The sequence below is a fragment of the Sulfobacillus sp. hq2 genome (genome assembly GCF_002903155.1).
Classification (GTDB): domain Bacteria; phylum Bacillota; class Sulfobacillia; order Sulfobacillales; family Sulfobacillaceae; genus Sulfobacillus; species Sulfobacillus thermotolerans.
The window spans coordinates 114,490-128,516 of record NZ_NWUL01000030.1; the positions used below are offsets into that span (position 1 = coordinate 114,490).

11 protein-coding genes are annotated in these 14,027 nt (G+C 54.6%); 5 read left to right on the plus strand and 6 right to left on the minus strand.

What is annotated here, in order from left to right:
- Positions 1 to 17: 17 nt before the first annotated feature.
- Together CO251_RS06105 and CO251_RS06110 are read right to left on the minus strand one after the other, a co-directional pair.
- Entirely contained in the window at positions 18 to 731 is a 714-nt protein-coding gene (locus CO251_RS06105; RefSeq protein ID WP_158246207.1) for a GNAT family N-acetyltransferase, read from the minus strand.
- Positions 728 to 1,213 (minus strand): CoA pyrophosphatase, encoded by a 486-nt coding sequence (locus tag CO251_RS06110; RefSeq protein WP_103374913.1) that lies wholly within the window; start codon positions 1,211 to 1,213, stop codon positions 728 to 730. Before CO251_RS06110 ends, CO251_RS06105 begins: the two co-directional genes overlap by 4 nt.
- 176 nt (positions 1,214 to 1,389) lie before the next feature.
- On the opposite strand from CO251_RS06110, the gene CO251_RS06115 reads away from it, so the two are divergent.
- The gene (locus CO251_RS06115) at positions 1,390 to 3,393 is read left to right on the plus strand and encodes a S9 family peptidase (RefSeq protein WP_103374914.1); all 2,004 of its coding nucleotides are present in this window, start codon (positions 1,390 to 1,392) and stop codon (positions 3,391 to 3,393) included.
- A 29-nt stretch (positions 3,394 to 3,422) separates the two neighbouring features.
- On the opposite strand, the gene CO251_RS06120 is transcribed toward CO251_RS06115, so the two are convergent.
- From CO251_RS06120 to CO251_RS06130, 3 genes are read right to left on the minus strand one after another with little or no spacing between them, the layout of a single operon-like run.
- A complete protein-coding gene (locus CO251_RS06120) occupies positions 3,423 to 4,259 on the minus strand; it encodes an alpha/beta fold hydrolase (protein ID WP_103374915.1) in 837 nt (278 codons plus the stop codon).
- A gap of 6 nt (positions 4,260 to 4,265) precedes the next feature.
- Positions 4,266 to 5,825, minus strand: coding sequence for a CAP domain-containing protein (locus CO251_RS06125; protein ID WP_103374916.1), 1,560 nt, complete (start codon positions 5,823 to 5,825; stop codon positions 4,266 to 4,268).
- A 24-nt stretch (positions 5,826 to 5,849) separates the two neighbouring features.
- Complete coding sequence (locus CO251_RS06130; RefSeq protein WP_103374917.1) at positions 5,850 to 6,143, minus strand: metal-sensitive transcriptional regulator; 294 nt, start codon at positions 6,141 to 6,143, stop codon at positions 5,850 to 5,852.
- A 281-nt stretch (positions 6,144 to 6,424) separates the two neighbouring features.
- On the opposite strand from CO251_RS06130, the gene CO251_RS06135 reads away from it, so the two are divergent.
- The 4 genes from CO251_RS06135 (at position 6,425) to CO251_RS06150 (ending at position 11,926) form a co-directional block, all read left to right on the plus strand.
- The gene (locus CO251_RS06135) at positions 6,425 to 6,616 is read left to right on the plus strand and encodes a hypothetical protein (RefSeq protein WP_103374918.1); all 192 of its coding nucleotides are present in this window, start codon (positions 6,425 to 6,427) and stop codon (positions 6,614 to 6,616) included.
- 156 nt (positions 6,617 to 6,772) lie between these two features.
- Complete coding sequence (locus CO251_RS06140; protein WP_103374919.1) at positions 6,773 to 7,369, plus strand: pyroglutamyl-peptidase I; 597 nt, start codon at positions 6,773 to 6,775, stop codon at positions 7,367 to 7,369.
- A gap of 82 nt (positions 7,370 to 7,451) precedes the next feature.
- The gene (locus CO251_RS06145; RefSeq protein ID WP_242968357.1) at positions 7,452 to 10,661 is read left to right on the plus strand and encodes a S41 family peptidase; all 3,210 of its coding nucleotides are present in this window, start codon (positions 7,452 to 7,454) and stop codon (positions 10,659 to 10,661) included.
- A gap of 206 nt (positions 10,662 to 10,867) precedes the next feature.
- Entirely contained in the window at positions 10,868 to 11,926 is a 1,059-nt protein-coding gene (locus CO251_RS06150) for a tetraprenyl-beta-curcumene synthase family protein (RefSeq protein WP_103374920.1), read from the plus strand.
- On the opposite strand, the gene CO251_RS06155 is transcribed toward CO251_RS06150, so the two are convergent.
- Positions 11,897 to 13,999: a RecQ family ATP-dependent DNA helicase gene (locus CO251_RS06155; RefSeq protein ID WP_158246208.1), complete on the minus strand. Its 2,103-nt coding sequence runs from the start codon at positions 13,997 to 13,999 to the stop codon at positions 11,897 to 11,899. The genes CO251_RS06150 and CO251_RS06155 overlap by 30 nt on opposite strands.
- Between the last annotated feature and the right edge of the window lie 28 nt (positions 14,000 to 14,027).

Below are 14,027 nucleotides of genomic sequence, written 5' to 3' on the forward strand. Positions count from 1 at the left end.
CCTCCCTGAGTCGTTTTTCACGATTGGTCTAACGGCCTTGCCTCTGTCCACGCATAACACCACTGTCCTAAGGGCGAACGCACCAAGCCCACAATGCGCCGACGTGTTGGGCTGGCAAAAAACCGTGCATAGCGGTCAGCCCATTTTTGGGCTTGGGTGGGATGTTCGCGTCTAAGCGCCGTGATGTCGTGAGGTATCGGCAACAATCCTTGGGGCTTCTGCGAAATGCCCTCAAGGTCTTCAGACACCGCAAAAAACCGGTGACTGGGAAAATTCCCGTTGAGGGTATCGCCCATCGTGCCGTAATAATTCGGAGCAAAGTCCAACACGTGGGCCTTAAGCACGCGTAAATTAAAGATCGCATTGCGGACCTGGAGAGGATCAAATGTCCATCCTACGAATTCATAGCCATAGGTTTTAGCCCACCGGACTTGTTCCTGCTTCAAATGCGATCCCAAGCCCAAACTGCGGTATCCCGGCATAATGGCCATCATGTGGGAATGCAAATACCAATGATCTCCCATGCGCGCTGGCATCGCGACGGCCATGCCCACCATCTCTTCTTTGACAAATGCCCCTAAAATGAGGCCGCCATGATCCGCAAAGACTTTGAGCAAAGCCGCTGGAGTCCCTTCACCCTCTTGCCAAACAGCGTCTTCAATGCGTTTGACGGCTGCAAATTCATGCAAGGTATGAAGGACGCGGATCTCCGGGGACTCTCGATCTTTCATGAACGTATCCAGCCTTCCCATAATTCCAATTGATGCAGGATGCGAGCCGTCGCCCCCCAAATCGTTCCATCTGGGCATTTATACACCCACCCGCTCTCCGTTTGACGCCGGCTTGCCGCCAGATGAGTTTGCGAAATCCAGTGTGCACTGGCCACTTCGGCCGCGTTTAACACGCACTTGGGGCGCGACTCGCATAGGGCAATCCATGGCACAATCTCATACCCACTGCCCCGTACCACAACAGGCTCCAAAGCGCCCTGACATTGGGCATCGGTTAACCATACGCCCACTTCTTCGAAGGTTTCTCGGCGTGCGGTCTCCCACAATGACCGGTCTTGGGGAACCGGACGGCCCCCGGGCAAACCACATTGTCCGGGATGTTCGCTCAAGGCATCAGCCCGCCTTATCACCAACACCTGCCATTCGTGCTCCCACACCAAGCACACACAAACAGCGGCAGGTTTCCAAAGTGCTTGGGACATGACCTTTCGATAACCGCCCTTTCCTCAACGCACCGTGCAGGACTTTTCGCCTGTTTTCGCGAATAACGGTTCCAGGACATTATAGCAAGGCGCTGACCATTTCTTTGGTTCTTTGCCACCTTTGTCCTCAGATTGGTACATAGACTGGGTACGAAACCACAAAGGAGGCTCATGCGATGCGTAGGCTCAATGCTGATGACCTATTTGCCTTTAAATTGGCAGGAGATGTGCGCCTATGTCCTGGCAAAAACTTAGCCGTATACGTGGAAAGTCAGGCCAACCGCAAAGACAACACCTATCATACCCGCATTATGAAAGTGTGGCCGGGCGAAAGCCCCGAACCCTTTACCCAAGGGCCCGAAGACACCCATCCCCGTTTTTCCCCCGACGGCCAATGGCTGGCATTCCTATCCAAACGCAGTGGCCACAAACAAATTTGGGTGATGTCCACGCAAGGAGGAGAGGCGCGCCAACAAAGCCGGATTGCCGGAGGAATTGATTCTTTTATTTGGGGCCCGGATTCTCGCACCTTGTATGCCATTGCGCAACTGGACGAAGACGGCATTCAAGACGAGTCGCAGGCACCAAGCGACGATGAATACCATAAATTCAATCAGGACGTCAAGGTCATCACGGAACTCGCCCATAAAATGGACGGCATCGGCTATTATGGCCCCCGGCGTCCTCATATTGTGCGCATGACATTAGACGCCAAAGACGCGGTACAACTGACCCACGGACCGTACCGGCATGATGCACTCGCCATCTCGCCTGATGGACAATGGCTGGTATTCACGTCGCGCTACGGTGACGACTATGACCGGGAGTCATTTGAAGAACATGTCTATGCCTTGGCCAACCCATTGCATAGCCCAAAGGCGCCTATTCGCATCAGCCCTGCCGGTTTGTCGGCCCGTCAAGCCGTCGTCCATCCCGATGGCCACCGCGTCTTCTTTGTGGCCGACCGCACAGAGGACTTAGGTTACGACAACCCGTCGTTATATGTCACAACCTTCGACGCCCCCGAGCACGTACAGCGCGTCGCCCCTTCATGGGATCGCCCATTTGCGGACGAATCCTTATCCGATATGATCGGCACCGGGAGCAATCCTCTGCATTTTCGTCATAATGGCCGTTCCCTGCTGAGCCTAACAAGTAATCACGGCACGGTACAACTGGCCGAAATTGACCTAGAAAACGATACCGTCGATTTATTGACCCAAGGACCTCATGTCTATTACAGCTATGACCTCTCGGCCGATGGCTCATCCGTGCTCCTCGCCAAAAGTGTCCCGACCAACCCCAGCCAACTCGAATGGCTAGACATTGAAAACGATGAGCTGACCCCCGTCGCCGACCCAAACCGCGAATTGTTGCAAACCGTGCAGCTATCTGCTCCCGCCCGCTTCCATTATCATGCCGCAGGCGGGCCGGAAATTGACGGCTGGGTGATGAAGCCCATCGGCGCCGAAGAAAATCACACCTATCCCGCCGTGTTAGAGATTCATGGGGGACCGATGATGATGTATGCCGATAGCTTCTTCCTTGAGTTTCAGTGGCTCGCTGCTCATGGCTACGGTGTCATTTATACCAATCCCCGAGGATCTCAAGGGTATGGCCGCGATTTTTGTCTGGCCATCCAAAAAGAATGGGGTCACAAAGATTATGATGACATCATGGCGGGGCTTGATACGGCTTTGGCCGCTAATCCATGGATCGACCCCGAACGTCTAGGCGTCGCGGGGGGCTCTTATGGGGGTTATATGACCAACTGGATTGTAGGCCATACCCAGCGCTTTAAAGCCGCCATTACCATGCGTTCTGTCGTCGACTGGCGTGCCATGGTGGGAACCGGAGATGGCGGATGGCACTGGATGCGGCGAGCCGACAACGTCGCACCATGGCAGCCTGATGATGCCTGGTACCGCGAACAAAGCCCCATTACCTATGTCGAAAACATTACAACTCCCTTACTCATCGAACATCAAGAAGGAGACTTGCGCTGCCCCATCGAGCAAGGGGAAATCTTATATAGCGCCGTGAAATACTTGAATAAAGCCCCAACGAAATTCATCCGCTACCCCGGTGAATTTCATGGCATGAGTCGCAACGGCAAACCTTGGCACCGGGTGTTTCGTCTCAATAGCTTTACCGACTGGCTCGAACAATACGTAAAGTAAACAGCATACAAAAGCCGTGGGGCAGTACCTCACGGCTTTTGTATGCTCACCACGTCCCCCGCTTGCTTGAGCAGGCGGACAAAGGTCATTAAATCATAGTCATAAGGCAAGTGCCCCGCTCCCTGGGCCACGAAAATGGGAAAAGAGCCCTGCACAAGTCGCTCGACATCGCTCAGCGGAAATAAAATGTCGCGGTCGCCATGAATGGCCGCTATCGGTATATCCGCAGCCACAAGGCGTGCGACAAAATCGGGAGCGTCATAAAACTGACCCATGCGCGCCATTTCCCGCGCACGGCGCCATCCGTAACGCATGCGCCGGCGCGAAATGGGAGACACCTGATGCGGATCGAGGCCTAACGCGCGCAGCATCCGGTTTCCAAAAAAGTCCATGCTCGTCACCCACAAGCCGATTTGGTTAATCCAGCGCCAGCGCGTCGGACTTAAAGCGTTAAGAGGAGGAAAATAACCCGCGCTAGACACTAAAATCACCCCCTTCACCCGGCGCGGATGGGCAGCGGCAAAGACTCCGGCCACCATCCCCCCAAATGAGTGTCCGACAAGTATAGGCTTAGGTTCTCCCAGATGGGCAATAAACCGTCCCAACGCCTCTTGAAAATCGTTCAGCGTCTGCCGAAATGGCGGTAAACTTGAATCGCCAAATCCCGGCAGATCGAGCGCGTAATAGTGACCAGCCACAGGCGCTTGCTGCAGCAAATCAGCATAGGCCCAGCGCGATGACCCCATGCCATGCAAAAAAATCCAGCTTTGGGATTGGCCAGTCCCCGGCCACTCCGACCAAGCTAAACGAACCGGTCGACCCCGCACCGTCACCATCGCTGTTTTCTTTTGGGGATCATACAACATGGACTCTCACCACCAAAATTGCATACTTGTCTCCCCACCAGAGACCGCTTCAAACAGGTGGCGGGTCGCGGGTTTTGCTAAATGACACACAGCAATGCCATTTCTATGGGTGACAGCTTGGGCGGCTAATGTCAGACGATTGCCCGCCTCTACTTGATAAATGCGGACGGGATCGTTGGGCACGGGACGCCCGCTGCCCGCCTGCGCTACCGACACTAAGAGATCTCCGGCATGGACGGGATCCACCGCCACGGACGCATCCGTCCCCCCCGTCGTAAATTGCCAATGCAGCGCCACGGGTATGCGTACCTCGTTATTAAATAACGCTTGTCCCGAAATCTTTACCGTATAAGTCGTCCCTGGCTCAAGGCGTGTGCGGGGCACCATACCTAATTGATTGTCCGCCATATCATCAACGCCCGGCGCGTCCAGATAGATAGGGACCGTTTTCCCGTTCGCAATCAGTTGCGCACGGATCTGGCGGAGCTGTTGAACGGTCGGAAAATCCACCGTAATAGGATATCCAAATTCTTGGCTAAAGCCATTGGGTACCGGATTAGGACTTTCCATATCCGTCCACCCGGTAGGCACCCCGCTTTGTCCCGACGCCGGATAAACAATCGCTAAGGGCAAATGGGCCCGGTAGCCATACCCTAAATCCATCACCACAGCGCCTGTACTGCCCGTGGTCTGTCCGGCACCTACTGCCACCACATTCGGAGAGAGTAAAGATAGACGATGATAGACCGTATCTACGAGATTTTGTATGACCGCCACAGGCGGCAAAGACGTCGTCCATTCAATGCCCACCTCGCCATCTAATGGGCTTTGCCACCCAAAAGCCATATCGCGATCCCACGGATTAATCCCCGTAAAATTTTCGTGTCCAGTCGTTTCTAAGTGGAAGGAAGGCGCATCATAACCATTGTCTTTGACATACAATGCGTGAGACGCTGCGGCCCATGCTAATGCGTTATTCCACGCCACCGGCGATTCCCCTAAGGACGTACGCACCGCATTAAGCGCGGCTAGATATTGGGGCACTTGCGCTGCCACTAGAGCCTGACGTTCCTGTGCTAGCTGGGCCTTTGGCAACGGGTGAAGGGTCAATCCCCAGACACTTTGGGCCGTTTGAAAACCGGGACTTTTAAAGACCACCCGGTAATGCCCGGGTTTTAATGCCGCCAAAAGGTGCACGCCGACAAATCCCGTGCTTTGATAAAATAGGGGACCGGTTTTGATAGATCCATGCGGCGATGTCACCAACAAGCTTAAATGGTCTGCAGATAAATGGTTAGGTGCATCCCCAATAAATTGAATGCCGATGGTCTGGGGTGAGAAGTAGGCGGTATATGAAGACGGAACCACGGGGCTCATCACATTGGCACCCTCATACCCATGATTGGCCCGTGTCGAATAGGGTCCAAACGGGGTAAATGGCACCGGCAACACGCCATTCGCCGGACCAGATACCGTGACAAGCGTTGTCCCCGTATTCCACTGCATTCCCGCCCATGCCAACAATACCACCAAGGCGGCCTTTGCCAGCCGTGTTCGCCCTGCCACGCGTCCTCCCTGTCACACCATCATTTATAGGCGTCCTTTAGCATTGAGTTCGGACAAAATTGCACGAATTTGTTCTGGATCGAGGGGACCTGCGGCCTGCTCAATACCATCCACCACACCACAGGCGCTGACGACTCGAGCCACTTGGCTCAGCGCCCCCGAGATAGCCGCCAGCTGCGTCAAAATTGCTTTGCAATCCTCATCACGGTCCAGCATCGCCTGAACGCCCCGGGCTTGACCCTCAATTCGGCGCATGCGCCGAATTAAGTCATCTCGATCCCAGTATTTTCCGATAACAGGGCGCTTCGTAGAATCCATATTGCGGTCACCGCCCTTACTTCCCGTAGGATGTCCTTGGTATCTTAATCTAATGCTCACTATGGCTTCATGCCATATTATATACCGTCCATACCCATCATGGTATGTGATGTCCGCACTTGTCCAAACCGAGCGCCCCACCTTCTCGCAGTAGACAGTTGTCCTTGGCTGGCAATAAAAAGCAGCGGATCTTAAGCTTCCTGTAACACATTGGAAACATCTGCTGCGTTTAATAAGGCTAAACGATTACGCCATTGCAGAAGGTAAAGGAGGCATGATCCATGTTGACCATTATGATTTGTCCCAAGTGCCGTCGCCACCCGGTGCGCACCCTGACGAACCCGGTTTCTGGCGATATTTATAAGATTTGCGACAATTACCCGATTTGTTCGTATGTTGAAGATCTCGAGCCATGGATTCCTTTAGATTTAATTGCTGCCGACCAACCGCTGCAGGTGCCTCACAGTGCATGAGTTGCTCGAATTCCAAGACTTCCATATACTAGAAAAGGGTTTGGGACGATGAAGTCTGCGCGATTATACCAACACGGCAGGGCATCTGGTCGACCTGCCGTGTTTTTGTGCATAGCGGCACCCTCCCTAATTGCATGAAGAGGTGGCGAAGCTTTCATGATTTTGTTAACTTATTTCGATCCGTTCGGCGATGATCCGGTCAATGTGTCGCGTGAAGTCGCGTTACATTTGCCCTCTCGCGATTATGTCATCCGCCGTGAATTAGCCACCAGCAAGCAAGATGTCGAACGCCAATTGCCCGCTTTCATTCAAGAAACCAGTCCCCATGCTATCTTGTGTCTGGGGCAAGCACAAGGACGCGCCGTCCCAACGTTAGAACGCGTGGCCATCAATTTGCTGGATAGCCGCATTGCTGATAACCGTCAGGAAGTCTACCATGACCATCGCATTGTCGCAGACGGCCCCGATGCCTATTTCAGCACGCTTCCGCTCCGACAGTTGCAAGAGGCAGTGCACGCTCAAGGATATCCTTTAGAACTGTCACTCTCGGCCGGCACGTTTATGTGCAATCAAGCGCTGTATTGGGCGCGTCATACCGCCCAAGCCCTCCCGGCCGGATTTCTTCACTTGCCCTTATTGCCGTCGCAGGCCTTAAGGCATCCTAAAACCCCTTCTATGAGCTTAGAAGACCAGACGGCGGTCTTAGATATCGTACTGCGCACCTTATGGCAGTGGCTGATGTCACCCGCATGACAAAACATGGAGTCGCCGTGTTTTCTCCATACTATTGCCGATCTAAGACTTTGCAAGCACATTTAATGACAGGAGGGTCACCGTGATAGAGCAGCCTGGATATTACCGCTATCCCACTACTGCCCAAGGGCACATCATTTTCGTATCTGAAGACGATTTATGGCGGGTTCCTCTCACCGGCGGCACAGCTCGCCGTTTAACAGCCGGATGGGGCACTGCCAGCCGTCCGTTGTTGTCCCCCGACGGGAGCACCGTCGCGTTTGTGGGCCGCGAAGAAGGTGACAATGAAATTTACATAATGCCGGCTCAAGGCGGTCCCATTACCCGTCTGACCTATTTAGCCGCCAATACCCAGCCCGTCGCTTTCTCTAGCGAAGGGGATGTGATTATCTCATCGAATGCGGGACAACCTTTTCGGTCACTATTTATGTTATACCGCGTGCCCTTATCCGGCGGTGAACCCAAGCCCTTGAATTTAGGTCCCGCCAACAACATTGCCTTTGGCCCGAATCAGCTGGTCGCCCTAGGGCGTAATACCGCCGACCCCGCTCGCTGGAAACGCTACCGCGGGGGCACGCGCGGGCAAATTTGGATTGGACGACCTGATACGGCACATTTCGAGCGCCTAGACGGCATTAACGGCAACCTCGCCAGTCCTATGTGGATTGGATCGCGGCTCTACTTCATTTCTGACCACGAAGGCTATGCCAACATTTACTCCACAACCGCTGACGGAGGCGATTTGCGTCGGCATACGGATCATGAGACGTACTATGTGCGCAATGCCTCAACAGATGGTCGCGTTATTGTCTATCACGCGGGGGCCGATCTCTATGTCCTGGACCCGGCCCAAAACCAAGAGTCCATGGTTCCCATTGCCTATTACAGTCAGCGCACCCAAGCCGAAACCCATTATGTCCCCGCGGCCGACTATTGGACCGAGTATCAACTTTCTGAGCAAGGCGACCACGTGCTCATCACCACCCGTGGCAAACTCTATTACATGGGAAATTGGGAAGGTCCTTGCACACCGCTTGGGGTGACGCAAGGAGTCCGCTATCGCCTGAGCCGATTTATCCCGGGACAAGACCGTATTCTTACCGTGTCAGACGATGGCGGCGAAGAAGGCCTCGAGCTGATTGACGTAAAGACAGGTGCCACCACGCGTCTGCCCGGCCACCATGGCGAAATCGCCGCGCTCACCGTATCAGCAAACGGGGCATTCGCGGCATTCAGCAATGAACGCCATGAACTTTGGTTGGTCGACCTCGGCACATTCAGCGTCCTGCAAATCGATGCCTCGGCCTATGGCCCTGTCCGCGGCATAGACTTCTCTAAAGACAGTCAGTGGTTAGCTTACGCCTTACATAGCACTTCCAAAACCAGTGCGATTAAAATTCATCACATCCCCAGTCATGAAACGCACACGGTCACACAGCCTGTCCTGGTTGATCAAAATCCTGTCTTTGACCCCAGCGGCCGCTATTTGTACTTTCTCTCTCACCGGGTCTTCAATCCGGTCTATGACAACTTACGGTTCGACTTAGGGTTTCCTAGCGGCATGATGCCTTACGCGATCCCTCTTCAAAAAGACAGGCGCTCCCCTTTCCAACTGGATCCGCATCCCTTGCAAGAGAACGGGGCGTCTGCAGCCGATTCCTCCGACAAGGAGACGCCAACAACCGTCATTGACTTTGAGGACATCGCCAGCCGGGTCGTGCCATTTCCGGTCCGTGAAGGGATTTACCACCAATTAGCCTGCGATGCGAATGCCGTGTATTGGACCATGAGTGTCCCCCACGGGAGTTTGCAGTCCTCATTTTTCGATGAGGAAGGCGCGCGTGCCACCTTGCAGCAGTTTTCGCTGAAGGATCTCAAAGAAGAAACGTTGGCCAGCCACGTCAACAGCTTTACACTCAGCGCGGACCGGACCACGATGGCTATTCGCTCCAACAAACACCTGCGCATCGTGAAAAGCGGTGAGAAAACAGATGACAAGACGCCTAAAAAGCCGGGACGGGCCAACGGATATGTGGATTGGCAACGCATTGTCGTATCGGTCAATCGCCCAGCGGAGTGGAATCAAATGTTGCGCGAAGCTTGGCGGCTTATGCGAGACAATTTCTGGGCCCAGGCGATGTCCGGCCTCGATTGGGAAGGCATGTTCTTGCGCTACCAGCGCTTGCTGCCTCGCGTGGCAACGCGCTCCGAGTTCTCCGATGTCGTCTGGGAAATGCAAGGCGAACTCGGCACGTCGCACGCCTATGAGATGGGAGGCGACTACCGGGCTGAACCCCATAATCACGTCGGCTTGTTAGCGGCTGATTGGGAATGGGATGCGCACACGGGCGGCTATAAGATTGTCCATATTGTGCGTGGCGACAGCGCCCAAGTGGGAGAAACCTCTCCTCTTGCGGCCCCCGGCACACGCATTGAGGAAGGCGATATTCTGCTGACAGTGGATCACAAACCGCTAGCTCCGGATCTACCGCCATTAGCCCATTTGGTCAATCAAGCGGGTCAAGAAGTGGCTCTCGAACTCATCAAAGGATCGACCCAAGAAAAGTTTTCCGCAACCGTGGTGCCTTTGTCCCAAGAAATGCCGGCGCGGTACCGGGAATGGGTCAATCGCAACCGCGATACGGTGCGCCAGCTGTCCCAAGGGCGCCTTGGGTATGTGCACATTCCTGACATGGGCCCCCGCGGCTTCTCGGAATTTTATCGCGCCTATTTAGCCGAATCGGAGCGAGACGGGCTCATTGTAGACGTGCGCTTTAATGGCGGCGGCCACGTGTCCCAGCTCATTTTGGAAAATTTGCGGCGCCAACGCCTTGGCTATGACGTGCCCCGTCACGGACAGCCTGAGCCCTATCCTGGCGACAGTATTATGGGGCCCATTGTTGCGCTGACCAATGAGTATGCCGGCTCGGATGGTGATATTTTCTCGCATGCCTTCAAGTTGATGGGGATAGGGCCTTTGGTGGGTCAACGCACCTGGGGCGGAGTGATTGGCATATGGGCCCGGCACCGTCTGGTTGATGGGAGCATAACCACCCAGCCCGAGTTTTCCTTTTGGTTCCGTGACGTGGGATGGGGGGTAGAAAATTACGGAACAGAGCCGACGATCCCCATTGAAAATACGCCGTGGGACTATGCCCAGCACCATGATGCGCAATTGCACCGGGCCGTCCAAGAGGCGCTTGATTTATTGGCTCAAAATCCGCCACACATGCCAGATTTCTCGAGAAAACCTGTTCTAGCTCCTCCGCCATTGCCCAAACGGCAAGCGTAAGTCCTGAGTTCTTATCCAAGACATGGTACAATGAGGAAACTTCCTCCAGAACGCGTGACCTCTTCTGGAGGAGCCCCTCAGGGGGCTTTCTTATGTTCCAAAAAAGGTATAGGCCCGGCATGATGTGGCATAGGCATAGAAGAGTGCCAGCTTGTCAGTTCGGGCGATACCGGGCACAATCGCCCTCGAGAAAGGACCAGAAGATCATGAGCGTTAAGTCCGTTGATTTTGTCAGATCGTGGCGCTGGGGCCAAGAGTACTTCCGGTCCGTTCGTCCCCGCGTGGTCCAAGCCATAACACAGTTAAAAGAAACGGCCGCGCATATTCCTGACCCGACCCTGCGTCAGCAAGCGCTGAGCTCGCTGCAAGAAAAGCAGTTTCATTGCGAAGGCGGGGGCGTGTTTGGCGGACCTTCTCGGGATCCTGGCGGGTATTTATTGCAATTCCTCGTGCCGTATCAAACGCTTTGCGACTATCTCGATACGGTAACGGACCGCGGACCATCCCAGGATCCCGAGAACTTGCGCTGGCTGCACCAAGCCTTGCTGGATGCCGTAACCCCTTTAGCCCCTGTCCAGGATTATTACCGGGAACATCCGCAAGGCGAAGATGGGGGGTATATGGCATCACTGGTTCAAAGTGCACAGAACACTCTGCAGCATTTTCCTGGCTATGATGCCATTGCCAGACCCATGCGCCGACTGGTCGAACTCTATATCGACCTCCAAGTCTATAAGCACGGCCCCCAACCGACCCGCGTGCAAAATCTCACCGCGTGGTATCACCAGGAAGCCAATCCCCAAGATGGTTTATTTTGGTGGGAATTTGCCGCCGCCACCGGTTCGACTTTAGGATTGTTTGCACTGCTCAACGTGGCCCTTGATCCCCACCCGGATGCCGACGCAGTCCACCGCGTCTTCAACTTGTATTTCCCGTGGGTCGGCGCCCTCCATATTCTCTTAGACTATCTCATCGATCAGGAAGAAGATTTGCAAGGAGGCGACTTGAATTTTGTGACGTATTACGCCTCCACAGAACAAGCGACGGCCCGGATTCAAAGGATTTACCACCGTGTGATGCAGCAAGCCCAATCCCTTCCCGATGCCGCATTCCACCGCTATGTGGCGCGAGGCCTTTTAGGCTTCTACCTATCAGATCGCAAGGTTAGGCGCCATTTAAATAAGCCGGCTTGTCAGCTGCTGGCCACCGGCGGCAGTATCAGTATTGGTATCTGGCTAGCGGCTCGCGTAGGCCGCGCCCCTTAATTTCTGATAAATGGCGCGCCCGATGCGCAAAGCATCAAACGAATAGTCGCCATGAAAGGCCTCATAAAGCTGGCGTAAGGTGGCGCCTGGCATCTCCTCGCAAGCCCTAACAATCGCACGTTGGGCGGACTGGGGCAAGATACTGCCGCAATACCATTGCCATGAGGAACTTTGAGACGCGGCAATCCACTCCTCCAAATAGCCGGTAACGGTCGAGGGTTGGCGATGCACGCGGCGGGCAATGTCCGCCAGCGGCATCCCTTCCCCAAATAAAATCCACGCTTCTTCCTTTGCTGATTTCATCCCTGGCGGGCTCACCGCATCGGCTTCCCCCGTGCTTAAAAGGGACAACAATTCCTCTCCGTACCGGCCGACGCGTACAGCTCCCATACCTGGGCACTGCGCCAAGGAAGCTAAATCGCGCGGGCGCCTTACACACAACTGGTGAAGCACCTTATCGCTAAAAATAATATAAGGCGCCACTTGATCTTGACGGGCCCGCTCCCTACGCCATTGCCTCAGGCGATCTTCGAGACCAGAATCTGCCACCTCACCAGAGGCGTCTGGCACCTTTTGCACATCACAGCAATCGCAACAGGATTCAGGGCGTGTGACCAGGTCTTGCTCGAAATAGGCCCCAAGCATCTGCCGGCGGCATGTCTTCGTCTGGACGTAGGCGCGCATGGATTCAAAGCGCTCCATGCGGTGCCGATATTGTCTTTGCATACGGTCGAATAACGCGGCAATGGTCCAATCGGGCAACGGCCCATGGACCCGTAATTGCACGTCCGTCGCCCGTTTCGATAACACCTGAATCTGTCCCATTTCTTCGAGCGCGGCCAAATGATTTTCAACCCATTCCGGCTCGAACTCTGTGTTCAGGCTCCACCAAAAGGGCCGCTGGGTCGGCAGTTGCTGTAATCGCTGCACCAACTGCACCACATCCTCACGCCTTGGCCTGTCCCGTTCAATCATATGGCGCCTACGGTGCATAGCAGAGGGAGTCACCACCATAAAGGACCATGCCGCGTTTTCATCGCGGCCGGCGCGGCCCCATTGCTGGCTATAGGCATCGACCGACTCGGGCATACCGACATTAATCACGCCTTTAACATCCGATCGATCAATACCCATCCCAAATGCGGTCGTCGCTACCACAAGACGCAAGCGCCGAGCTGAAAACGCCTCTTGCACGGTCAAACGCACGGTGTGTGGCAGCCCCGCATGATAGACGGCAACAGGTTCTGACAGCATGGACTCGAGCCATACCGCCCACTCCTCCGCTTGACGCCTCGTGTCCGCGTAAATAATGATGGCCCCAGGTTCTTTCTGAATACGCGCGAGCACTTGGTCACGCTGCTCGTTGCGATTCGACACAACCTGCACGCTCAGATGGATATTGGGCCGGTCAATAGGCAGGCGCGTCACATGGCATGACGCGCGGTCAAGTCCCAGTTGCCGCAAAATGTCATCCTCCACGGCGGACGTGGCGGTCGCTGTGAGAGCTAAAATTGGCGGCTGGCCCATACGTTCATGAAACTGGCGAATGCGCCGGTAGTCAGGTCGGAAGTCATGCCCCCACTCCGAAATCGAGTGTGCTTCATCGACCACCAGCAAATCACAAGACAGCACAGGCAGTCTCGCAGCAATCTCTGGATGCTGTAAGCGTTCGGGAGCCATAAATACGATTTTCAGCTCGCGTTGTTCCCAGCGTTGCAACACGCGCCGTTGTTCCGCCACCGCATCCCAATGACTTAACTGATAGGCCGCGATACCAAGCGACTGTAAACGGTCCACTTGATCTTTCATCAAAGCCAGCAGGGGCGAAATCACCACGGTGACCGCTGGCAAAATCGTGGCCGGAAGCTGATAGCATAAGGACTTTCCTGCTCCCGTCGGCATAATCGCCAATTGATGTTGCTTCAAAAGCACGCGCGTAATGATTTCTTGTTGCTTGGGCCGAAATTCGTTGAGATGGAACACCTCATGCAAGCTCTGCATCATCTTATGGTAAAGTTCTGGCGCAATTCCTTTATCATCCATACCATAAGATTCGCCATCATTCATCCACATTCCTGTCCGCATTCTGACACAATCCGAA